The organism is Afifella marina DSM 2698, from assembly GCF_900102695.1.
Taxonomy (GTDB): Bacteria; Pseudomonadota; Alphaproteobacteria; order Rhizobiales; family Afifellaceae; genus Afifella; species Afifella marina.
The window spans coordinates 784,734-806,170 of sequence record NZ_FMVW01000001.1; the positions used below are offsets into that span (position 1 = coordinate 784,734).

Below are 21,437 nucleotides of genomic sequence, written 5' to 3' on the forward strand. Positions count from 1 at the left end.
CGATTGGTTACAGCTGTGCCGACGGCTTGTCGGCGGGCGCCTGCGCCACCGGCTCCGTCGGGTTTTTCTCAGGATAGAAGGTGTAGGACAGGGTGACGGTCGTGATCGGATCCATGTCCGTGTCTTTCACGAGCGCGGGATCCAGGAAGAACTGCACCGGCATTTCCGCCTCTTCGCCCGGTTCCAGGCGCTGCTCGGTGAAGCAGAAGCAGGCGATCTTGTTGAAATAGGCGCCGGTCTGATCGGGCGCGACGTTGAACGCCGCCGTGCCGACCGTGGGGCTGTCGGAGAGATTCTTGGCGCGATATTTGATGAAATAGGTCTCGCCGACCTTGGCGCGGATCGAAGCCTGCTCCGGCTTGAAGCTCCACGGCAGGCCGACGACGTTGGAATCGAAGCGCACGGTGATGACGCGGTCGACGATCTCTTTCGACCCGGCGCTGGCGCGCTGCGTGGTGCCGCCATAGCCGGTGACCGAGCAGAAGATGTAGTAGAGCGGCACGGCCGCATAGGCGGCCCCCACCATTCCGACCGCGACGCCGGCGAGAACGAGGCCGACGAAGAGGTTGCCACGGTTCTTTCGCTTGTCAGCCATTAGCCGCCTCCCGTGAGGTTGGGGCCGATCCGAATGATGGTGATGGCGTAGAAGACGACCACGAGAGCCGCGAGAATGAGGCCAATGGCGACCGAACGGCGGCGTCGGCTGCGCTTCTGTTCTTCCGTGAGCTGGATGCGATCTTCGGACATGGAAATGTTGCTCATGCGCTGACGAGCCTCTCAAGTGCCGGGGCGAGCGCCGCGTCGAGCATCAGCATGGCGAAGAGAACGAAGAGATAGACGATCGAATAGCCGAAGGCCTTCTTCGCCGCTCCATGCTCGGCTTCCTTTTCGCGCAGCACCTTGAAGGCGTGAAAGATGAAGAGGGCGCCGAGCACGATCGCCGCGCCGCCGTAGAAAGGGCTCGCAAAACCGAGCGCGAAGGGCGCGACGCCGAGCGGCGCGAGAATGAGGGTATAGGCGAAAATCTGCCGCCGCGTGGCTCGCTCGCCATGCGTGTTGGGCAGCATCGGCACGCCGGCGCGACCGTAATCCTCCTGCACGAAGAGGGCGAGCGCCCAGAAATGCGGCGGTGTCCACAGCAAGATGATGAGGAAGAGAAGGACGGGATAAAGCGTGACGTCGCCGGTGACGGCCGCCCAGCCGATCATCGGGGGAAGAGCGCCCGCCGCCCCGCCAATGACGATATTCTGCGCGGTGAACCGCTTCAAGAACATCGTGTAGACGACGCCGTAGAAGAAGATGGTGAAGGCGAGAAGTGCGGCTGCGAGCCAGTTGACGGCGAGCCCCAGCGTCATCACGGAGAAGATCGAGAGCGTGAGGCCGAACGTATAGGCCTCCGCCGTGCTGACGCGCCCCATCGGGATCGGCCGGGAGCGCGTGCGCTTCATCAGCCCGTCGATATCGACCTCGTAGGCCATGTTGAGAACACCGGAGGCACCGGCGCCGACCGCGATGGCGACGACACCGATCGCGGCGAGGACCGGATGCAGATGCCCCGGCGCGACCACCATGCCGGTGAGCGCGGTGAAAATCACGAGCGACATCACCCGAGGCTTCATCAGGGCGAAATAATCGGCGGGCTCCGCCGTCATCAACAGGGCGGGATCGACCGCCGGGCTCGTCTCGTTCGCTGCTCTGGCCACGCATTCCTCGTCGTTTCTTGCTGGTGCCGGCCCCGCGTTGTTGCCGGGCCGGTCCGTTCGCAAGGCAGAGGCGGTTCGCCCGCTTGCCGGAGGTCCGGCCCTCAGCCCCGCAAAGGGACGGGCCGGACGCTCATGCCGTTATTTGATCCGCGGCAGCTCTTCCCACTGGTGGAAGGGCGGCGGAGACGGCAGCTGCCATTCCAGGGTCGTCGCGCCCGGCCCCCACGGATTGGGCCCTGCCACCCGCTTCTTCGAGAAGGCTTCGAAGATCCCATAGAGGAAGATTAGGACGGCGATGCCGGAAAGATAGGAGCCGATCGACGAGACGTAGTTCCAACCGGCGAATGCGTCTGGATAATCGATGTAGCGGCGCGGCATGCCCGCAAGACCAAGGAAATGGTGCGGCATGAACACCATGTTGACGCCGATGAACGTCACCCAGAAATGGGTTTTCGCGATCACCGAATTGTACATGTAGCCGAACATTTTCGGGAACCAGTAATACCAGCCCCCGAAGATGGCGAAGACCGCGCCGAGCGACAAAACGTAGTGGAAGTGGGCGACCACGAAATAGGTGTCGTGCAGCGAGCGATCGAGGCCCGCATTGGCGAGCTGCACGCCCGTCACGCCACCGATGGTGAAGAGGAAGATGAACCCGACCGCCCACAGCATCGGCGTGCGGAAGGAGATCGAGCCGCCCCACATCGTGGCGATCCAGGAGAAGATCTTCACGCCAGTCGGCACCGCGATCACCATCGTGGCGAAGGTGAAATAGGCCTGCGTGTCGACGTCGAGGCCGACCGTGTACATGTGGTGCGCCCAGACGATGAAGCCGACCGCACCGATCGCCACCATGGCATAGGCCATGCCGAGATAGCCGAAGATCGGCTTGCGCGAGAAGGTGGAGACGATGTGCGAGACGATGCCGAAGCCCGGCAGGATGAGGATGTAGACTTCCGGGTGGCCGAAGAACCAGAAGAGATGCTGGTAGAGGATCGGGTCACCGCCGCCCGACGGGTCGAAGAACGTCGTGCCGAAATTGCGGTCCGTCAGAAGCATGGTGATGGCGCCTGCAAGCACCGGCAGCGACAGAAGCAGAAGGAAGGCCGTCACCAGCACCGACCAGGCAAACAGCGGCATCTTGTGCAGCGTCATGCCCGGAGCGCGCATGTTGAAGATCGTGGTGATGAAGTTGATGGCGCCGAGGATCGAGGAGATGCCGGCGATGTGCAGCGCCAGAATGGCGAAGTCCATGGCCGGGCCAGGCGAGCCATAGGTGGAGAAGGGCGGGTAGATGGTCCAGCCCTGTCCGGCGCCGTAGCCGCCAGGATTCCCCGGCACGAACATGGAGATGAGCAAGAGGATGAAGGCTGGCGGCAGGAGCCAGAAAGAGATGTTGTTCATGCGCGGGAAGGCCATGTCCGGCGCCCCGATCATGATCGGCACGAACCAATTGCCATAGCCGCCGATCATCGCCGGCATGACCATGAAGAAGATCATGATCAGGCCATGCGCGGTGGTGAAGACGTTGTACATCTGCTTGCCGCCATCGAGGGCGGCGCCCGCGTCGTAGCCGTAGACCATCTGGGCGAGACCGTGGAAGATCTGGATGCCCGGCTCCTGCAGCTCCATGCGCATGACGACGGAGAGGCCGCCGCCGATGATCCCCGCCATGATGGCGAAGATCAGGTACATCGTGCCGATGTCTTTGTGATTGGTGGAATAGACGTAGCGTTTCCACCCGGTCGGATGGTCGTGCGCCTCATGTACCGCAGCAGCGTTCGCCATAGGGGTCGTGTCCTCTAATTGGTTCGCGGGCGCGCCTCAGCGCAGCGCCACTTTGTCGTCGTTGTTCTGCTTTTCCTGCTGGATCGCCTGGGCGAGAGACTGGTTGGCCCCCTCGATGTCATCCGAAGCCTGGCTCGCCCATTGCTGGAATTGATCCTTCGAGACGACGCGCATGGCGATCGGCATGAAGGCGTGATCCTTGCCGCAGAGTTCCGAACACTGGCCGTAGAAGAGGCCTTCGCGGTTGGCCTTGAAGTAGGTCTCGTTGAGGCGTCCCGGCACCGCATCGATCTTGATGCCGAAGGGCGGCATGGCGAAGGAGTGAATGACGTCGGCCGACGTCACCTGCACGCGCACAAAAGTGTCGACAGGCACCACCACGGGGTTGTCGACGGAGAGGTTGCGCAGCCCGTTCTCCGGCAGATCCTCATCCGGGATCATGAAGGCCTGAAAGCTGATCTCGTCGGTGATGCCGTTCGACTTGCTGTCATCGTCGACGCCATATTCGTAGCCCCAGTACCATTGGTGGCCGGTGACTTTGACGGTGAGAAACTTGTCCGTCTCAGGATTGTATTCGGAGTAGATCTTGGAAGGGTCGAACTGGCCGTAGAGGAGCCGGAAGGACGGCACGGCGATCAAAACGAGGATCAGAACCGGCAACACCGTCCATAAAACTTCGACCGTGGTGTTATGGGCGAAGCGGGCGGGCTCGGGATTGCGCTTGGCGTTGAAGCGGACGGCGCACCAGGCCATCAACCCGAAGACGAAGACGCAGACCGCCAGCATGATGGCGAGCGTGTACCAGGCGAACCAGTCGACATATTGTGCGACTTCGCTTGCCGCTTCCTGCAGATTGACCTGCCAATTGAATGGTCCGCTGTCGACCGCCTGTGCCAGCGCCTGTGAACCGAGGGCGAAAAGCGCCGACAATGCGCCGAAAGTTCGAGCCAGAGCTCTCATGAACACCTCTTCATCTTTCTCCGCCACAGAAAGACCATCTAGGCGGGGTCCGTTCATCAGCCAGTGCAAGAAACGGCCTCGGCTGCAAGGTTTGTTTGGAACAGACCTAAACTCCGTCAGCGCCAAGGAGGCCAACTTCCGCACATCTGCGGCATTTTCGCCATCATGTGCGGCATTTTGGCCTGCGGCTCAAGAGGCGATGCTGCGCGCAGCCATTTCTTGAATGGCCATCGGCGGTCTGGTACCGCTCAATCCCGATTCGGAACCGGCGGTCGGGGCCCGCCACCTTGAGAAGGTTGATCTCAGTTGCGCTTTCCCGCTTTCCTGCTGTCCGCCCTTGTTCTTGGGGCTGCCGTCTTGCTTCCGGCCGCGGCCGAAGCTCAGGGCACCGTCAAATCCAAGCATGGTGACTGGGAGGTGCGTTGCGACACGCCTCCTGGCGCACAGAACGAGCAATGCGTCGTGATGCAGTTCGTCACCGCCGAGGATCGGCCGAATGTCGGCCTCACGGTGATCGTGCTGAAGACCGCCGACAAGCAGGCCCGTATCCTGCGTGTGCTGGCGCCGCTCGGCGTGCTTCTGCCGCGAGGACTTGGTCTCAGGATCGATGACGATGATCTGGGCTCTGCCGGTTTCGTGCGCTGCCTGCCCAATGGCTGCGTGGCCGAGGTCATCATGGACGATGATCTGTTGAAAAAGATGGAGAACGGCAAGAACGCGACGTTCATCATCTTTCAGACGCCGGAGGAGGGGATCGGCATTCCGATCGCGCTTGCCGGCTTCAAGGACGGCTACGCCGAGCTTCCCTGAAGCTCTATGATTTCCGGAGGCCGCCGACAGGTGCGGCGGGCTCAAACGGTGATTGCGGCGTCGCTCTAAGCGACGCCTTTTTTGTGTGATCCGAGAGCGGAGCGACGTCAGGCGCGTTCGCGCCGGCCCGTGCGTTTCCGGCCTTCCCCGCCTTCCGCACGCGGCGGAGCGACCAGCGGACCGATCAGCTCTTCGATACGGGCGCGGTCCGGCCGCTCGCCGCGATTGTGGCTGTCGATGGCCGTGCGGATCGCGACGAGATGCTCCGGCGTGGTGCCGCAGCAGCCGCCGACGATGCGTGCGCCGGCATCCATGGCGAGATGGGTGTAGCTCGCCATCAATTCCGGCGTGCCGGAATAATGCACATGGTCGCCCTTCACCTGCGGGATGCCGCAATTGGCCTTGGCGATCACCGTGAAGCCGTTCTTCTGTGCCTCCATGGCGAGAACGGAGACGAGAAGATCCGAGGCTCCCACGCCGCAATTGGCTCCGAAAGCCTCCGGCGCCTGTGACAGGCCGTCGAAGACCTTCGCGAGATCTTCGGGCTTCAGCCCCATCATGGTGCGTCCGGCCGTGTCGAAGCTTGCCGTCGCCGTATAGGGCATGCCGGCATTGATGGCGCCTTCGGCCGCAGCGCGGATCTCTTCGACGGACGACATCGTCTCGATCCAGCAGATATCGGCGCCGCCTGCCTTCAGCCCCTTGGCCTGCTCCGTGAAGGCTTCGATCGCCACGTCCATCGTCAGCTCGCCGAGCGGCGTGAAAAGCTCGCCTGTCGGCCCCATCGAGCCCGCCACGACGATCTCGCGGCCGGTCGCATCAGCGGCTTCGCGCGCGATCTCGGCCGCGAGCTTGTTGAGCTCGAAGACGCGGTCCTGGGCATTGTGCAGCTTCATCCGGAAGCGATTGGCACCAAAGGTATTGGTGAGAATGATGTCGGAGCCCGCGCCGAGGAAGCCGTCATGCAGCTTGCGGATCCGGTCGGGATGGTCCGCGTTCCACAATTCCGGCGGATCGCCGGCCGTCAGCCCCATCTGAAAGAGGTTTGTGCCGGTCGCGCCGTCCGCCATGAGGACGTCTTTGCGGGCAAGAAGCTCTTGCAGTTTCGCCATCTTCGATCTCACGCTTGCTTTGCGGACCGCATGAAACACCTCCGCCCGTCATCGGCAAGGGGCGCCCCGCCATATTTGATCCCGTGTTGGGTCTCAAATCGCTCTGGAACGGTGCGGGCCGGCCTGCGTTGGCGCAGCGACGGGCGCCCTCCGGCGGCGCCGCATCCCAAGGAGAATTTCATCAATGAAGAAGATTCTGACAACGCTGGCGATCGCTGCTGGTCTCGCCATGCCGACGGCCGCTCTTGCGCAGGATGGCGTGGAAATCGGCTCGCTCGATTGCGTCGTCGAAGGTGGCGGCGGTTTCATCATCGGCTCGACCAAGAATCTTACCTGTGCCTATACGCCGACGGATGGCAGCCAGAAGGAGACCTATGCCGGCACGGTGAAGAAGTTCGGTCTCGACGTCGGCGTCACTCAGGAGAGCTTCATCAAATGGCTCGTTTTCGCTCCGACGGGCTACAACTACACGCAAGGTGCGCTCGCCGGTGATTATGCTGGTGTCGGCGTCGAGGCGACGGTCGGCGGCGGTGTCGGTGCCAATGTTCTGGTCGGCGGTTCTGAGAAAAGCATCACCCTGCAGCCGGTCAGCGTGCAGGCGCAGAAGGGCCTGAACCTCGCAGTCGGGTTCCAGTCGTTCACGCTGCGTCCGCTGATCCAGTAATCTTTTACGCCGGGTTTTTCGAGGCCGCCGGGGATCGTTCCCGGCGGCCTTGTCATGTCCACTGCGACGCTTCACGGGGCTGACATCTGCCGCGTCCTATGCTGAGGCGGTGGCAGAGATGAGACGCGCCGGGGACGGACCATGCGGAAGATCGTCGTGCTTTTTGCGCTCGTGTGCCTGGGCCTGGGTATGGGCCGGCCGGCACTCGCCCAGCAGGTCGATCTCAAGGGATATTTCATCGCCTTGAACGCCTGCGAGGCAACGCAGAAAAAGGCGAGCGACAATCCGGGCGCCATCCGGCTTGAGGTTATGCGTGCCTATAAAATGCTGGCGCGCAACGATACGCCGGGAACGCATTACCGCGTCGAGGTGCCGGGCGCGCCGGAGAGCGAGGCGCGCTGGGTGCCGATGGATTGCGGAGTTTTCGCGCCCGAGACGGCGCTTGTCAGTGCGCCTCTGCCTCAAACAGGCGCGACTGAGAGCGCAAAAGACACGACCGCGGGAGAGGAGACGCCCGCACAGGCGAAAAGCGGCTTTGCCCCCGACAGTCTCGGATATGTGCTGGCGGCGTCCTGGCAGCCGGGCTTTTGCAAGACCAAGGCCGGACAGGACAAGCCGGAATGCCGGCTTCTGCGGCCTGGGCGCTTCGATGCCCTGCATTTCTCGCTGCACGGTCTGTGGCCGGACGATCTCTCCGACAAGGCGATCTATCCCTGCTATTGCGACCCGGGCCCTGCCGTCGCCTGTACGCAGAACCGGCCTCCGGCGGAGACGATAGAGCTCGATCCGGATCTCCTGGCAGCCCTTGCCGTGGTCATGCCGGGCGTTCAATCCGGGCTGCATCGCCACGAATGGAGCAAGCACGGCACCTGTTACGAGGACGACGTGACGGGCGACGACTGGGATTCCGACCCGAACGAATATTATGGCGAATCCCTCTTGCTGATGGCGCAGCTCAACAATTCACGGGTCTGGGAATTGTTTGCTCGAAATGCCGGCAAGAAGCTGTCGCGCGATGAGATCGAGGACGCCTTCGATCACTCTTTCGGCGAGGGCGCGGGCCAGCGCGTCATCGTGCGCTGCGATGAGGGGACCGGCGACATCACCGAATTGAGGATCTCGCTCACGGGCCACATCGATGAGAAGCCGGATCTCGCAAAGCTGATTCAAGCGGCTCCGCCTGCTGCGACCTCGAGCCGGGACGAGAGCTGTCCCAATGGTCTGATCGTCAAAGTGGAATGATCAGCTCACGCCGACATACCGCCCCGGCCGATGGTTGATGGCGAGGATGAAGTTGAGCACGGCTGCGCCAAGCAGCGACAGGAGCACGCGATCGGCATCGACGACGAACAGCGCGACGACCATGATCGTCGCGTCGATGGCAAGCTGCACATAGCCCGCCCGCAGCCCGTAATTGTCCTGCAGATAGACCGATAGGATGTTGACGCCCCCGAGCCCAGCGCGGTGGCGGAAGAGCGCCAGAAGCCCCGTGCCGATGAGGATGCCGCCCATGATCGCGGCGTAGATCGAGTTGATCTCGCCAAGTTCGATCCATAGCGGCGTCATGCGCGCAAACAAGGAGACGAGGCCCACCGCGATGAAGGTGGCGATGGTGAAGCGCCATCCCATGCGCCCGACGGCGAGCGCATAAAACGGCAGGTTGACGACGAAGAAGGCGATCGGAAACGGAATCCCCGTCGCATATTGGATGAGAAGCGAGATGCCTGCGGTGGAGCCCGTCAGGAGTGTCGCTGTCGAATAGATCGAAAGACCGAGCGCAACGAGCAGCGTACCGATGAGGAGCGCCAGAGCGTCTTCGTAGAGCCGGTGCTTATGGGCTGGAGGCTGATCGGTCATATGAGGTTCTGAGCCTTGTTTCGAGGCAGGGGAGGTCGGTTCCGCTCTCTCGGTCAAGCAAGCGACGTGCCGGTCCGTTGCGGCCTCTTCCGTCCGGCCTCTTCCGGTACGAGTTCCTCATCCGTTGCGGGGCAAGGATGCAAGTTTTTGCGCTAGACGTGATGCGTGAAGCGAGCAAGAACCTTTCGCGCCGAAACGCCCCATTGCGGCCGTGCCTTGCCCGTAACTTGACGACTGTCATGGCGAGCTAGGTGATTCCCGTCACAGCCATGCTAAATTTGCTGTCCAGGAAGAGTTTTGCTCGTTGGGATGGCCAGTTGCCGTCCGGCGAGCTTTTGCCGGGCGTCGTCGCCCGAGGGTTATGTGCCGCCCAGGCGGAGAGAGAGTGAGCATTGTCATGACGCGTGAGACCGAGATGCGGCCCCACCCCAAGGCTTTGGAAGCGCAGGAGCTGATGACGCGTGGCCGCCTGAGCCGGCGCGCCTTCATCCGCATCGCCGCCTTGACGGGAATGTCGGCGGCCGCCGCTTACGCCATGGCAGGCCTGCCGACCCCGGTCTATGCGCAGACGATCGGCAACGTGCCCTTTCAGAGCCCGGACGACGACCCGCAGGAAGGCGGCATCCTCAAGGTTGGCATGCAGGTCCAGAAAATGGACGATCCGGCCACCTATGCCTGGACGGAGGCATCCAACCAGACCCGGCATATTCTCGAATATCTCGCCTATACGACGGCGGACAACGTCACCCACCCGATGCTGGCGGAAAGTTGGGAAGTCTCCGACGATCTGACCGAATGGACGTTTTACCTTCGTCGCGGTGTGCGCTGGCACAACGGCGAGGAGCTTATCGCCGATCATATCCGCTTCAACGTCGAGCGCTGGTGCGATCCGGCGCTCGGCTCCTCCAATCTCGGGCTCGCCTCGATCGCGGCCATGCTCGAGGAGGTGGAATCCGACGAAAAGGACGAGGATGAGGATGGTCCGCCGAAGCGCGTGAAGAGGCTGCGCGAGGATGCCGTGGAGGTGGTCGACGACCACACCATCCGATTCAAGCTGTCGCGGCCTGTGCTCTCCTTCCCGGAGGACATGTACAATTACCCGACGGCCATCGTGCATCCGAGCTTCAAGGCGCCTTTTTCGGACAATCCGATCGGCACAGGCCCGTTTGGTCTGGCAGAGCTTGTGGTCGGCCAGCGCTGCATCCTGAAGCGCGTGCGCGAGATCGACGAGAAGCCGTTCCAGTACTGGGGTGGAGCGGTGTTTCTCGATGAGATCCACTACTACGATGTGCCGGAAGACACGCAGCTCACCTCCTTTGCCTCCGGCGATATCGACGCGATCTTTGAATTCGGCGTCGAGCAGATGGAGCTCGCGCAGGCGCTCGACGGCAATATTCTTTCCACCCGTACGGCACAGACACTCTGCCTGCGCTTCCAGGTCGATCAGGAGCCGTGGACCGACAAGAGAGTGCGCCAGGCATTCGTCAAAGCCTGTGACAATGCCGCGATGCTTCCGCAGGTTTTCCCTGAGAGCGGCGATGTCGGCTGGAACCACCATGTCTCGCCGATCCATCCGGAATATTTTCCGCTGCCGAAGCTCGAGCGCGACGTCGAGGCTGCGAAAGTTCTCCTCGCCGAGGCAGGGCAGGAGAACCTCGAAGTCACCGTGGCTTGCGGCAAGACCGACGGCCCGTGGCAGCAGACGGTCTGCGAAATCGTCCGCGATCAGGTGAAGGAAGCCAGCATCACCTTGAACATCAACATCATGGCGACGACGAAATACTGGGAGATCTGGAAGGACACGCCCTTCGGCGCGACGCAATGGACGCACCGCCCGCTCGGCACCATGGCTCTGTCGCTCGGCTACCGAACCGGTGTGCCTTGGAACGAGACGCATTATTCCAATCCGGAATTCGATGCCGCGCTCGACGAGGCGGAAACGATCCTGGATGCGCAAAAGCGCAAGGCGGCCATGGAGAAGGTGGAGAAGATCCTTCAGGACGATGCGGTCATGGTCCAGCCGATCTTCCGCCCGGTCTACACGATCTCCTCCAAGAAAGTGCACGGCTATCCCGCGCATCCGAGCCAGTACCATCAGTTCAACAAGGTCTGGATCGAGCATTGAGGCCCTGAAGGGGGCGGGCACAGGCGGTGGGCCCCTGAGGCGGCGGGTGCGGGCTGCTCCCGCCTCACGTCGCGCGTGCATTTCTCAGGTCCGCTGAGATCTGCCATGCGCTGAAGGCGCATCTCGGCATCGAATGCCGCGGTGCCTGCGATGCCAATCTGCGCTATGCGGCCGCCTTCGAAGGGTTTGAACGAGCAGCCGAACGCCGTTCCCGCCGTGACTTGCAGCAGCGCGGCGTGAGGGCCGCATCGATGCTCCCGAAATGAGGATTGCAGTGTTATCCTGCCAAAATGTCGCATCAGACGACGATGGGAGGGGCACCAATGCTGGGAACTACGATGAATCAGGTCGCCGATTTTGCTGACATTCCGGTCGCCTTCGGCCAGGGACGTGCGACGCGCATCGCGCAGAACGTATCGGCGCTTGCCGGCGAGGCTACGAACGTCCTGCTGGTCGCCGATGCCGGCCTGCGTCCGCACGGCCATATTCTCTGCCTCGAAGAGGCGCTCCTGGGCGCCGGCCATCAGCTCGCGATCTATGACGAGGTCTCCGGCGAGCCGACGGAGGCTCAGGTGGCAGACACCGTTGCCGCGGGGTCCGGCGCCTGGACGAAGCTCGTCATCGCGCTTGGTGGCGGCTCAGCGATCGATCTCGGGAAGATCACTGCGGCGATGCTCGCCAATCCGGGCGAGGTGACGCGCCACCGCATGGCGGAGATGCCGTTTGCCGCCAAGGCCGTTCCTTTGATCGCCATGCCGACGACCTCCGGCAGCGGTGCCGAGTTCACCGCGACGGCCGATCTTCTGGCCAGTGACGGCAGCAAATATTGGTACCGCGCGCCGGAGCTGATGCCCGCGCTCGTGCTTCTCGATCCCGAACTCGTCTGCACGCTGCCGGGATGTGCGACGGCGACAACCGGCATTGATGCCCTGGTGCATGCGGTGGAAGCGGCGACGGGCCGTCGGGCGAGCCGCGAAAGCCAGGCGGCTGCGCTCTCCGCCATCTGGCTCATTTGCGAGAATCTGCCTGTTGTGACGCGCGAGCCCGACAATCTCGCGGCCCGTGCCGGCATGATGCAGGGTGCGGCCTTGGCCGGGATCGCGATCGAGAAAACGGGAACCGGGCTTGCCCACAATATCGGCTATGCGCTGGGCACCCTCGCGCCGATCACGCACGGTCTTGCGGTCGCCATCGGCATGGCGGCGACCGCGGATTGGGCGGTGGAAGGAAATCCGGAGGGTTTCGCTGCGGTCGCCGAGGCCATGGGGAGTGAACGAAAGCCAGAGGCCTTTGCGCCGGCCTTTCGGGCCCTTTGCGCCGAGATCGGCCTGTCGCTCGATCCACCGGCTTTGTCCGGCATTTCCGTCGAAGCGCTCGTTGCGCGTATGGGTGCCGAAGAAAATGCCCCGATGTTGGAGGCGAACACCCGCTTCATCGGCGATCGCGACCTGCCGCAGCTGGCCGCAAGAGTGCTTCAGAAGGCGGCCCGAAACGCAGCGTGACAGAAGCCAAGTTCAGTTTCATCCTGCACCATTGCTGACAAAGGAGCACGACGAATGTTTCGCGACGGTTTTCACGGTCTTTAAAACGCATTTCATGATGCGTCAGAGGCGCAGCAGACGCCCGCGCGTCACTTTGCGCTGAGGGTGAGGTCCCAGGCCTTGCCGGCATCGACGAGCCAGTCGACCATGGCCTCGCCGTAGCTGCGCGCGATCGCAATGTCGAAGCAATCGTCCGCCTGGCGCAGCACGAGGACGTCGAAGGCTGCCATCTTGGTCTGGGCGGCGCCGCCCGGCGGCAGCGCGTCGAAATCGAGCGCGATGCCATGGGCGAGGAGGTTCGCCGCTTGCGCTCCGGCCAGGCGCACGATGCTGAAGCCGTGGCTGAGATCGGTCAGCGTGCCGGATCGGCCGATCGCCTTCTTGAGCTGGTCGGCGATGCCGTCGGTATCGCTCAACAGCATCAGCCGGCCGACGCCGAGCGACACGAGCATGCCATGGGCATTGTCGACGAACATGCCGTTGTCGGGCATCGGCAGCTCGGTCACGTCCGACAACGCATTGGCGAAGTCGATCGCGCTGGAAAGCCAGGCCTGCATCTGCACGATGACCGCCGGGCGAAATTCGGTGAGCGTGAGGGTCGCAGACGTCGCCGGCTTGGCGCGTGCCAATGCGTGAAGCGCCGATTGCCGTTCGATCGGCACCGGCTTTTTGGCGGTGTTGGTTTCCTCAGCCATTGGAGCGGCTCCCGTCGGGATCGTAGAATTGCGGGTCCACGACCCGCACCCGGTTATGTGTCCCGCGCAATGGGTCGGCCGCGTAGAGAACCTCTTCGTGCCGCTCCCGTCCGCCGCGCAGGAACGCCAAAGCGATATGGCTCTTCATCGCCGGGCTGTAGGTCGCCGAGGTGATGTGGCCTTCGGACTCGCCCGGTTTTTCCGCACTTTCGCCTTTGACGAGATGCGCGCCGGCCTGGACCGCCGCCCCTTCGAGCGCCTGGAGGCCGACGAGCTGCAGGCGGTCTTGCGAGGTCAGCGCCTCGCGCAAGGCGAGCGGCCGGCCGACGCAGTTCTTCTTTTTCGACAGGATCTTTTCCATGCCGAAATCCTCGAGACTCTGCCGCCCGTCGAACTCCGCCGCGCCGGGATAGCCCTTTTCGATGCGCAGAATATCCGTCGCCTCAATGCCATAGGGCAGGACGCCGAGATCCTTTCCCGTCTCCAGAAGACGCTTCCACAGGAAGACGCCGTGATCGGCGCCGATATAGATCTCGTAGCCGTCCTCCCCGGATGAGGAGAGCCGCGCCACGACGACGGGAAGGCCGCTGACGGCGGCACGATGCACGTCCCGGTACGGGAAGGCGCGATTGTCCATGTCGCGGCCGTCGACGATGCGGCTGACGAGCGTGCGCGATTTCGGGCCAGAAACGGCGATGCCGGCATATTGCTCAGTGACGGAGGTCACGGTAACGCGCAGATCCGGCCAGGCGATGGCGAGAAGATATTCCAGATGCGTCACCACCCTCTCCGCCTTCGCGGCCTGAGTGATCAGCAGGAAATGGTCCTTGGAGAGACGCAAGGCCGTGCCGTCCGCGAAGATCAGCCCATCCTCGCGCAGCATGACGCCATAACGCGTCTGCCCGGTCGTCAGGTTGGAGAAGAGGTTGGTATAGACGCGGTCGAGGAAGGCCGCCGCATCGGGCCCCGCGACGTCGATTTTGCCGGTGGGTGAAATATCGGCGATGCCGACCGCTTCGCGCACATGCGCGGCCTCGCGCAATGCGGCCTTCTCCGCGGCTTCACCGGGCCGCGGATAGGCGCGGGGCTCCATCCACAAGCCTGAGGCTGCCATCGGCGCTCCGGCTGCGGCATGCGTGGCATGCAGCGGCGAACGCCGCACCGGGCGCATCTGCGCACCGCGGGCGCGTCCGGCGAGGGTGCCGAGCGGCACGGGTACGAAAGGCGGGCGGAAGCGCGTCGTGCCGGCCTCGGACATCGGCACCTCGCGAGCCTCCGCCAGAATGGCAAGGCCGGTGACGTTCGAGGTCTTGCCCTGATCGTTCGCCATGCCGAGCGTGGTGTAGCGCTTTACATGCTCCGGGCTCTCAAAGCCTTCGCGCGCGGCAAGCCGGATATCCTCCGCGGTGACATCGTGCTGAAGGTCGACGAAGGCCTTGTCGAATTTGCCGAAGCGACGACCTGCCGGGGCTTTCACCTCAAACAGGGGTTTGAGCCCGCCATCCTCCACCGAGGCGCGCAGATTGCCGCCGCGGCTGTCCACCTTGAAGGAGGGGAGTGGGCAGCGCAGGCCGAGGAATTCGCAGGAGGCCTGACCCGCGACCGCGCCTTGTTTCAGAACTTCGCCGAGGCGCGCCGCGCCGATCATCGCGCCGGCGGGCACCCAGGCCTCGCGCTGGGTGCCCGGCACGAAGGCGGCGACGTCTGCGTTCCAGGTGGGGGCGCCGCCGGCCTGGCTCGCAAGATTGATGACGGGGTTTGTGCCGCCGGAAACAAGCAGCGCGTCGCACTCGATCGTGACCGTCTCGCCGCTGCCATCGGCGGCCATGATGACGGCTTTTTCGACCTGCTTCTTGCCTTGCGCCGCGAGGACGACATGGCCTGTGAGAAGGCGCGCGCCCGCTTGTTCGAGCGGTTGCGTCAGCTCAGCCGGCAAGTCCTCGCGCGGATCGACGATGGCGGCGATCTGCAGCCCCTCTTCGACAAGGGCGGCCGCATTGAGCCATGCCTGATCGTTGTTGCAGAAGAGAACCGCCTGCCGGCCGACCATGACGCCGAAGCGGCGTGCATAGGCAAGCGCCGCCGAGACGAGCATCACGCCCGGCCGGTCGTTGCCGGCAAAGACGATCGGACGCTCGTAGGAGCCTGTCGCGAGCACGACCTGGCGGGCCTGCAGCCGCCAGTGGCGCGCCCGTGTGAGCCCGCCGGCGCTGCAATCCTCAAAGGCCGCGAGCACGTTGGCGTCGTAATAACCCCAGACAGCGGTCTGCCGCAGGACGCGCACATTGGGCATGGCGTCGAGCTCGTCCGCCGCTTCCTTCGCCCAGTCGAGCGCCGCCGTGCCGTTGATGCGTGCGTCGTCGAGATCGATCGCGCCGCCCAAGACGTGTCCTTCATCGGCGATGAGAACGCGGGCGCCGACGCGCCCCGCCGTCAGCGCCGCGGCAAGTCCGGCCGGGCCGCCGCCGACGACGAGAAGATCGGCAAAGGCGTTGGCGCGTTCGTAGCGCGCCGGGTCGGGTGACAGGCTCGCGCGGCCCATGCCGGCAGCGGCGCGGATCGACGGCTCGTACCACATCCAGGAGCGCTTCATCGGCCCCATGAAGGTCTTGTAGTAGAAGCCGGCGCCGAAGAACGGCGCGAGGATCTGGTTGATGGCGCCGAGATCACGGTCGACGGAGGGGTAGGCGTTCTGCCCGCTAACGACGAGCCCATCGGAGACGAGCCGGGTCGTCGCCTGCACGTTGGGCTCCGTCTCGCCGCCCGTGCCGGCCGTCACCAGCGCGTTCGGCTCTTCACTGCCGACGGCGAAGACGCCGCGCGGGCGGTGATATTTGAACGAGCGCGCGACGATCGAGCGGCCGGAGGCGAGAAGTGCGGACGCGATCGTGTCGCCGGAAAACGCCTCTACCGGCTTGCCGTCGAAGGTGAAGCGAAGCGGCTTGTCGCGGTCGATGCGTGTGCCGAATGTGTCTGTGCGAAAGCCCGCCATCACTCGTCTCCCCCAAACGGGCCGGCGAGTTTGGCGTCCAGCACTTCATGCGTCTCGGTGTTGCGGGTCGCGATCAGGAACTGCCGGCAGCCATGTTCGTGCTGCCAGATTTCCTCGTGTTTGCCGCGCAAATTCTTGCGCTCATAGACGTAGGGCACCCACGGTCCGGCTTCTTTTTCACGGTGCGATGGGCGCTTCACGCCCGCATCGCCCCAATAGGTGAATTCGCCGACATCGCGCAGCCCGCAGACGGGACATGGGATCAGCATGGCACGCTCCCGCGCCGCGTTGAGAGAGGGCGGCGCATCAATGCAATCTCGGGGTTGGGCCGACGCCGGCCTCGTCGATCGTCCGGCCGTCCTTGAAGCGGTCGAGCCGGTAGGCGGCGTTGAGCGGGTGCGGCTCGTCATTGGCGATTGTGTGGGCAAAGCACCAGCCGGCCGCGGGTGTCGCCTTGAAGCCGCCATAGCACCAGCCGCAATCGAGGTAGAGGCCGGGCAGAGGACCCTTGTCGATGATCGGGCTGCCGTCCATCGACATGTCCATGATGCCGCCCCAGGAGCGCAGGAGCTTGAGGCGCGAGACATTCGGGAAGAGCGCCAGAAGCTGCTCCGTCATCTCGTGGACGGCCGGCAGATTGCCGCGCTGGGCGTAGGAATTGTAGAGATCGAGACCGCCGCCGAAGACGAGGCCGCCCTTGTCGGATTGCGTGACATACATGTTCCCGCAGCCATAGGCGACGACCGTGTGGATGAGCGGCTTCACCGGCTCGGTAACGAAGGCCTGCAAAAGATGGCTTTCGATCGGCAGATTGTCGACGCCGGCAAGCCGCATCACGTCGGATGTCATGCCGGCGACGGAGACGCCGACCTTGGCCGCCTTGATCTGTCCGTGTGGTGTCTCCACGCCGACGACCTTGCCCGCCTCCTTGATGAAGCCGGTGACGGGCGTGTTCTCGATGATGTCGACGCCGAGGCGATCGGCAGCGCGCGCATAGCCCCAGGCGACGGCGTCGTGACGGGCGGTGCCGCCGCGTTTTTGCAGAAGCCCGCCAATGACTGGGAAACGTGCGCCGGGTGAGATGTCGAGGCCCGGGCAGAGCCGCGACACGCCTTCGCGGGAGACGAGCTCCGCATCGATGCCGGCGAGCCTGAGCGCATTGCCGCGCTCTGCGAAGCGGTCGAGCTGTTCCGGCGAATGCGCGAGATTGAGGACGCCGCGCTGCGAGAACATGACATTGTAGTTGAGCTCCTGCGACAGGCCCTCCCACAATTTCAGGCTCCACTCGTAGAAGCGATGGTTCTCCGGCAGGAGGTAATTGGAGCGCACGATCGTCTGGTTGCGCCCGACATTGCCCTGGCCGATCCAGCCGCGCTCGACGACCGCGATATTGGTGAGCTTGTGGTTCTTGGCGAGATAGAAGGCTGTGGCGAGCCCGTGGCCGCCACCGCCGACGATGATGGCGTCATAGCGTGGCTTCGGCTCCGCCTTGCGCCACGCCGGACGCCAGCCGCGATTTCCCGTAATGCCCTGGGTCAGGACCCGCAGGGCCGAATATTCCGCCATCGCCATTGATCCGGGCTGTTGCCGCACGCTTTTGGAGAGGGCCCCCTCCAACAAGGTTAAAGCTTTGACTCAATCGGCCGCGTTTCGAAAGCGTCGGGAGCGGTTTTCTCCACCGACAGATTGCCGCCCGGCCGGTACCGTCCTGCGTTTTTGTTGAACGTTGAGGAGCTTGCGGAAGCTGTGGGCGACGGGGGAAAACTCAGATGTCGCGACCGCCGGTGTCTCTCTCATCGTGTTTGTCTGCTGGCCCATCGCCATCCGGCGTTGCTGGAAGCAGCGAACGCTCTCTGAGCCAGGGATTGATGGCGACGGCTTCGCGCAACGCCTTGTGGGCAAGCCGCGTGCGCCCCTGATGCAGGAGGATGAGGCCGCGTCCGGAGAGTGCCGCGAAGTGCTTGGGCTCGAGCTCCATGACGCGGTCGATGTCTTCAAGCGAGCCGTCGAGATCACCTTGGAGAAAGCGCAAGGTGGCGCGCTGATTCCAGGCTTCGGCGTAATCGGGTGCCCGGGCGATCACGTCATCGAGGATCGCCGTCGCCTTGTCGTAATCGGCAACGCGGCGGGCGGTGAGCGCCTGCTGCATCATCTGCGAAATCGCCGGAGATGGACCGATCATCCAGGTCTGCCAGATCAGGTTTTCGATGCGCCGGCCCTCCATTTCCGTCTTGGCGTCTTTGAGCTCATCGTAGAAACGGGAGAGTTCCGCCTTCCGTTCGGAGGCGGAGAGATGCCGGTCGTCGGTTTCGCCTGCCGCCCGGGCCGGAGCGGGCGGGGTGAGGGCCGCCGAAAGAGCGAGCGTCAGAACGAGAGCGAAGCTGCGGAGGGCGCGGCGTGAGCGCAGCGTCGGGAAAAGGTCGGGACGGACGTATGTGGGTCGGCTAGCGGGGTCAGTCGGGATCGCGGGGGAAGCCATCGGCGTCGTGTCCTCGTGTGTTCCAGAACATGGCAATGCGGCTCGGCCCCCCATCATAAGATAGATAGCCGTGGCGGCGTGCGCGACCAGCTCCCGACCTTCGCCGATCGAGCAGCCATCTGCGAACACGACTTGGTGAAGCGTAGCGCTCCGATTGACCCTGCCGCAGGCGATGTCACCCTATGGTGTGACGTGCGGGTGATGGAGAATAAAATGGACGAAGCGATCGAGGGCGGCTGCCTGTGCGGGCGGACGCGTTACCGCGCGACGCGGCCGCCGAGCGCCACCACCAATTGCCATTGTCGCTCCTGCCGGATGGCGGCCGGGGCAGCCGCCGTCCCCTGGGCGCTCTTCGCCCGCGAAGATGTGACCTTTTCGGCGGGCGAGCGCGTCATCTATCATTCTTCGCCGGGCGTTCAGCGCGGATTCTGCGGCCGCTGCGGCACGTCGCTCACCTATGAGAGCGATCATGATCCGGACGTGATCGAGGTCAATCTCGTCACACTCGACCATGCGGAGGATTTCCCGCCTGAGCGCGAGAGCTGGCTTGATGACGCCCTGCCATGGGGGGTCGTGGATCCGGACCTTCCCCATCATCATGGCTCCCGAAAGGAGCCGCCGGATGCCTGAGCTCGAGCTCAGTGCCCGAACAAGCCCGACGGGAACAAGCACTGAATAGCGGCGCCGAGCCTCTTCCGGCGCGCGCGGCAGAATGGCATGGTCGCGCGCAAGCTGCCGCAAAGCGCCGCCGGGAGAGAGGGAAGGCATGACGACATCGTGAGCGGAGGGATTTTTCCCGAAGCCGAAGCGCGCGTCGGCCGCCTCGTCGGTGGGCTCTGCGCCGCTCTTGCTATTGTCGGCGGTCTCGTCCTCGTCGTTTTGACGGTGATGACCGTCGTTTCGATCGCGGGCCGGGCCCTGGTGCCCTTTGGGCTCGGGCCTGTCCCGGGCGATTTCGAGCTCGTGGAAGCGGGTGTTGCCTTCGCCGTCTTCTCCTTCCTGCCCTGGTGCCAGTTTCGCCGCGGCCACGTCACCGTCGACCTCGTGGCCGAACGCTTCGGGCCGCGCGGCATGGCGGGCTGCGCGTTCGCGTCCAATCTCGTCATGACGGCGGTCGCCTGCCTGCTCGCCTGGCGCCTGGGCCTCGGCATGCAGGACAAGAGGCTCTACTCGGAGACGACCTTCATCCTGCAATTTCCGATCTGGTGGCCCTATGCGGCCTCTCTCGCCGGCGTCTGGATGTTCGCCGGCGTCTCCGCCTACACCGTCTGGCGCTCCTTGAACGAGACGCTGACGACAGGCGAGCAGGCGGGTCTGCACCCGCGCGGCACGGAGTCCGGCGAGTGAGCGATGTGGCGCTTGGCGGCTGGTCCTTCGCCGTCCTCCTGCTTCTCATTTTTCTGCGCATGCCGATCGGCCTTGCGATGCTCGTCGTCGGCCTCGTCGGCAACGTCCTCGTCAACGGTTCCTGGACGCCGCTTCTGGCGCAGCTCAAATCGCTCACTTACGAGAGCTTTTCGAGCTATTCGCTGTCGATCGTGCCGCTCTTTCTTCTGATGGGGCAGTTCGCGACGCGTGGAGGCATGTCGCGGCAGCTCTTCGATGCGGCGGCCGCGCTGCTCGGCCACCGCAAGGGCGGCGTCGCTATGGCGGCGGTCGGCGCCTGCGCCGGCTTCGGGGCGATCTGCGGCTCTTCCCTTGCGACGGCTGCCACCATGGCCAAGGTCGCGATCCCGGAGATGCGCCGCTTCGGCTATTCGGGGGCGCTCTCGACCGGCTGCCTTGCCGCCGGCGGCACGCTCGGCATCCTCATCCCGCCCTCCGTCATCCTCGTCATCTATGCCATCTTGACGGAGCAGAACATCGCCAAGCTCTTTCTCGCCGCCGTCCTGCCAGGGGTGCTTGCGGCACTTGGCTATATGCTTGCGATCGCCGTCTATGTGCGCCTGCGGCCGGACGCGGCGGGGCGTCGCGACAAGGCCGATCGGGAGGAGAGGGTCGCCGCGCTCATCGCCGTCTGGCCAGTCCTTGTCGTTTTCATTGCCGTGATCGGGGGCATCTATCTCGGCATTTTTACGCCGACGGAAGGGGCGGCCGTCGGCGCCCTGGGCACGGGCCTCATCGCGCTCGCGAACGGTGCCCTCGGTCCTCGCGCCCTGATCGAGGCGCTGTTGGAGACGGCGGTCGCCACCGCCATGATCTTTTTCATCGTTTTCGGCGCGGCCGTCTTCAACACCTTCCTTGCCTTCTCGCAACTGCCGCAGGAGCTCGCGCAAAGCGTGATGGAGGCGGGGCTCGATCCGTGGACGGTGCTTGCCGCGATCCTGCTTTGCTACCTCGCTTTCGGATGCGTGATGGATTCGCTGTCGATGATCCTCCTCACCATCCCGATCTTCTTTCCGCTCGTGAGTGGTCTCGATTTCGGCCTCGGCCCAGAGGAATTCGCTATCTGGTTCGGTATCTTAGTCTTGATCGTCGTAGAGGTCGGGCTGATCACGCCGCCGGTTGGCATGAACCTATTCGTGATCAACTCATTGTCAGAAGATGTTCCAATGAGCGCCACTTTCCGTGGCGTCATCCCCTTTGTCGCCAGCGACATTTTGCGCATAATAATTTTAGTTGCCTTCCCTTCGATCACCCTCGTTATGCTTCGAATTCTCTATTGAGACGAAAAACGACAACCATATGTGGGAGGGGGCGCCGCCGCGCGA

Annotated in this window: 20 protein-coding genes; 8 read left to right on the forward strand and 12 right to left on the reverse strand. The window is 63.9% G+C overall.

Features of this window, described 5'->3' with window-relative positions:
* Nucleotides 1-7: 7 nt before the first annotated feature.
* From BLP76_RS03655 to coxB, 5 genes are all read right to left on the reverse strand, one after another.
* A complete protein-coding gene (locus tag BLP76_RS03655) occupies nucleotides 8-595 on the reverse strand; it encodes a cytochrome c oxidase assembly protein (RefSeq protein ID WP_092809602.1) in 588 nt (195 codons plus the stop codon).
* Nucleotides 595-762, reverse strand: coding sequence for a hypothetical protein (locus tag BLP76_RS18725; protein ID WP_170130393.1), 168 nt, complete (start codon nucleotides 760-762; stop codon nucleotides 595-597). Before BLP76_RS18725 ends, BLP76_RS03655 begins: the two co-directional genes overlap by 1 nt.
* On the reverse strand, nucleotides 759-1,652 hold the full coding sequence (locus BLP76_RS03660; protein WP_092810128.1) for a heme o synthase: 894 nt from the start codon (nucleotides 1,650-1,652) through the stop codon (nucleotides 759-761). Before BLP76_RS03660 ends, BLP76_RS18725 begins: the two co-directional genes overlap by 4 nt.
* Nucleotides 1,653-1,841: 189 nt before the next feature.
* On the reverse strand, nucleotides 1,842-3,491 hold the full coding sequence (gene ctaD, locus BLP76_RS03665; protein WP_092809604.1) for a cytochrome c oxidase subunit I: 1,650 nt from the start codon (nucleotides 3,489-3,491) through the stop codon (nucleotides 1,842-1,844).
* 36 nt (nucleotides 3,492-3,527) lie between these two features.
* The gene (coxB, locus tag BLP76_RS03670) at nucleotides 3,528-4,451 is read right to left on the reverse strand and encodes a cytochrome c oxidase subunit II (RefSeq protein ID WP_092810130.1); all 924 of its coding nucleotides are present in this window, start codon (nucleotides 4,449-4,451) and stop codon (nucleotides 3,528-3,530) included.
* Nucleotides 4,452-4,757: 306 nt separating this feature from the next.
* Here coxB and BLP76_RS03675 point away from each other — a divergent pair, with 306 nt between their 5' ends.
* Nucleotides 4,758-5,261 carry an invasion associated locus B family protein gene (locus BLP76_RS03675; protein ID WP_092809606.1) on the forward strand — a complete coding sequence of 168 codons (504 nt, stop codon included), beginning with the start codon at nucleotides 4,758-4,760 and terminating at the stop codon, nucleotides 5,259-5,261.
* Between the two features lie 107 nt (nucleotides 5,262-5,368).
* On the opposite strand, the gene bmt is transcribed toward BLP76_RS03675, so the two are convergent.
* A complete protein-coding gene (bmt, locus tag BLP76_RS03680; RefSeq protein WP_092809608.1) occupies nucleotides 5,369-6,373 on the reverse strand; it encodes a betaine--homocysteine S-methyltransferase in 1,005 nt (334 codons plus the stop codon).
* A gap of 184 nt (nucleotides 6,374-6,557) precedes the next feature.
* Here bmt and BLP76_RS03685 point away from each other — a divergent pair, with 184 nt between their 5' ends.
* Both BLP76_RS03685 and BLP76_RS03690 read left to right on the forward strand, forming a co-directional pair.
* Nucleotides 6,558-7,037: a DUF992 domain-containing protein gene (locus tag BLP76_RS03685; RefSeq protein ID WP_092809610.1), complete on the forward strand. Its 480-nt coding sequence runs from the start codon at nucleotides 6,558-6,560 to the stop codon at nucleotides 7,035-7,037.
* 141 nt (nucleotides 7,038-7,178) lie between these two features.
* Nucleotides 7,179-8,279 (forward strand): ribonuclease T2 family protein, encoded by a 1,101-nt coding sequence (locus tag BLP76_RS03690; protein ID WP_092809612.1) that lies wholly within the window; start codon nucleotides 7,179-7,181, stop codon nucleotides 8,277-8,279.
* Here BLP76_RS03690 and BLP76_RS03695 read toward each other — a convergent pair whose 3' ends face one another.
* Complete coding sequence (locus BLP76_RS03695; RefSeq protein ID WP_092809614.1) at nucleotides 8,280-8,894, reverse strand: YitT family protein; 615 nt, start codon at nucleotides 8,892-8,894, stop codon at nucleotides 8,280-8,282.
* Between the two features lie 397 nt (nucleotides 8,895-9,291).
* Here BLP76_RS03695 and BLP76_RS03700 point away from each other — a divergent pair, with 397 nt between their 5' ends.
* Together BLP76_RS03700 and BLP76_RS03705 are read left to right on the forward strand one after the other, a co-directional pair.
* Nucleotides 9,292-11,019, forward strand: coding sequence for an ABC transporter substrate-binding protein (locus BLP76_RS03700; protein WP_092809617.1), 1,728 nt, complete (start codon nucleotides 9,292-9,294; stop codon nucleotides 11,017-11,019).
* Between the two features lie 323 nt (nucleotides 11,020-11,342).
* Nucleotides 11,343-12,521 carry an iron-containing alcohol dehydrogenase gene (locus BLP76_RS03705; protein WP_170130392.1) on the forward strand — a complete coding sequence of 393 codons (1,179 nt, stop codon included), beginning with the start codon at nucleotides 11,343-11,345 and terminating at the stop codon, nucleotides 12,519-12,521.
* A gap of 128 nt (nucleotides 12,522-12,649) precedes the next feature.
* On the opposite strand, the gene BLP76_RS03710 is transcribed toward BLP76_RS03705, so the two are convergent.
* From BLP76_RS03710 to BLP76_RS03730, 5 genes are all read right to left on the reverse strand, one after another.
* Complete coding sequence (locus BLP76_RS03710; RefSeq protein ID WP_092809621.1) at nucleotides 12,650-13,255, reverse strand: sarcosine oxidase subunit gamma; 606 nt, start codon at nucleotides 13,253-13,255, stop codon at nucleotides 12,650-12,652.
* Nucleotides 13,248-16,247: a sarcosine oxidase subunit alpha family protein gene (locus tag BLP76_RS03715; RefSeq protein ID WP_092809623.1), complete on the reverse strand. Its 3,000-nt coding sequence runs from the start codon at nucleotides 16,245-16,247 to the stop codon at nucleotides 13,248-13,250. The genes BLP76_RS03710 and BLP76_RS03715 overlap by 8 nt, the downstream gene beginning before the upstream one ends.
* Entirely contained in the window at nucleotides 16,247-16,516 is a 270-nt protein-coding gene (locus BLP76_RS03720; protein ID WP_092809626.1) for a sarcosine oxidase subunit delta, read from the reverse strand. The genes BLP76_RS03715 and BLP76_RS03720 overlap by 1 nt, the downstream gene beginning before the upstream one ends.
* A 37-nt stretch (nucleotides 16,517-16,553) precedes the next feature.
* A complete protein-coding gene (locus BLP76_RS03725) occupies nucleotides 16,554-17,813 on the reverse strand; it encodes a sarcosine oxidase subunit beta family protein (RefSeq protein WP_092810132.1) in 1,260 nt (419 codons plus the stop codon).
* Between the two features lie 199 nt (nucleotides 17,814-18,012).
* Nucleotides 18,013-18,726, reverse strand: coding sequence for a tetratricopeptide repeat protein (locus BLP76_RS03730; RefSeq protein ID WP_170130391.1), 714 nt, complete (start codon nucleotides 18,724-18,726; stop codon nucleotides 18,013-18,015).
* A 213-nt stretch (nucleotides 18,727-18,939) separates the two neighbouring features.
* Between BLP76_RS03730 and BLP76_RS03735 the strand changes: the two genes are divergently transcribed.
* The 3 genes from BLP76_RS03735 (at nucleotide 18,940) to BLP76_RS03745 (ending at nucleotide 21,392) form a co-directional block, all read left to right on the forward strand.
* Complete coding sequence (locus tag BLP76_RS03735) at nucleotides 18,940-19,356, forward strand: GFA family protein (RefSeq protein ID WP_170130390.1); 417 nt, start codon at nucleotides 18,940-18,942, stop codon at nucleotides 19,354-19,356.
* An 87-nt stretch (nucleotides 19,357-19,443) separates the two neighbouring features.
* Nucleotides 19,444-20,073, forward strand: a complete 630-nt coding sequence (locus tag BLP76_RS03740) for a TRAP transporter small permease (RefSeq protein ID WP_092809632.1) — start codon at nucleotides 19,444-19,446, stop codon at nucleotides 20,071-20,073.
* Nucleotides 20,070-21,392, forward strand: coding sequence for a TRAP transporter large permease (locus tag BLP76_RS03745; RefSeq protein ID WP_092809634.1), 1,323 nt, complete (start codon nucleotides 20,070-20,072; stop codon nucleotides 21,390-21,392). The genes BLP76_RS03740 and BLP76_RS03745 overlap by 4 nt, the downstream gene beginning before the upstream one ends.
* Nucleotides 21,393-21,437: the final 45 nt, after the last annotated feature.

Coding starts and splice junctions, on each gene's coding strand:
- BLP76_RS03655 (WP_092809602.1), bottom strand. CDS start 595: ATGGCTGACAAGCGAAAGAACCGTGGCAACCTCTTCGTCGGCCTCGTT.
- ctaD (WP_092809604.1), bottom strand. CDS start 3,491: ATGGCGAACGCTGCTGCGGTACATGAGGCGCACGACCATCCGACCGGG.
- BLP76_RS03660 (WP_092810128.1), bottom strand. CDS start 1,652: ATGACGGCGGAGCCCGCCGATTATTTCGCCCTGATGAAGCCTCGGGTG.
- BLP76_RS03730 (WP_170130391.1), bottom strand. CDS start 18,726: ATGGCTTCCCCCGCGATCCCGACTGACCCCGCTAGCCGACCCACATAC.
- bmt (WP_092809608.1), bottom strand. CDS start 6,373: ATGGCGAAACTGCAAGAGCTTCTTGCCCGCAAAGACGTCCTCATGGCG.
- BLP76_RS03740 (WP_092809632.1), top strand. CDS start 19,444: ATGGTCGCGCGCAAGCTGCCGCAAAGCGCCGCCGGGAGAGAGGGAAGG.
- BLP76_RS03725 (WP_092810132.1), bottom strand. CDS start 17,813: ATGGCGGAATATTCGGCCCTGCGGGTCCTGACCCAGGGCATTACGGGA.
- BLP76_RS03735 (WP_170130390.1), top strand. CDS start 18,940: ATGGACGAAGCGATCGAGGGCGGCTGCCTGTGCGGGCGGACGCGTTAC.
- BLP76_RS18725 (WP_170130393.1), bottom strand. CDS start 762: ATGAGCAACATTTCCATGTCCGAAGATCGCATCCAGCTCACGGAAGAA.
- BLP76_RS03695 (WP_092809614.1), bottom strand. CDS start 8,894: ATGACCGATCAGCCTCCAGCCCATAAGCACCGGCTCTACGAAGACGCT.
- BLP76_RS03700 (WP_092809617.1), top strand. CDS start 9,292: ATGACGCGTGAGACCGAGATGCGGCCCCACCCCAAGGCTTTGGAAGCG.
- BLP76_RS03705 (WP_170130392.1), top strand. CDS start 11,343: ATGCTGGGAACTACGATGAATCAGGTCGCCGATTTTGCTGACATTCCG.
- BLP76_RS03720 (WP_092809626.1), bottom strand. CDS start 16,516: ATGCTGATCCCATGTCCCGTCTGCGGGCTGCGCGATGTCGGCGAATTC.
- BLP76_RS03690 (WP_092809612.1), top strand. CDS start 7,179: ATGCGGAAGATCGTCGTGCTTTTTGCGCTCGTGTGCCTGGGCCTGGGT.
- BLP76_RS03710 (WP_092809621.1), bottom strand. CDS start 13,255: ATGGCTGAGGAAACCAACACCGCCAAAAAGCCGGTGCCGATCGAACGG.
- BLP76_RS03685 (WP_092809610.1), top strand. CDS start 6,558: ATGAAGAAGATTCTGACAACGCTGGCGATCGCTGCTGGTCTCGCCATG.
- coxB (WP_092810130.1), bottom strand. CDS start 4,451: ATGAGAGCTCTGGCTCGAACTTTCGGCGCATTGTCGGCGCTTTTCGCC.
- BLP76_RS03715 (WP_092809623.1), bottom strand. CDS start 16,247: ATGGCGGGCTTTCGCACAGACACATTCGGCACACGCATCGACCGCGAC.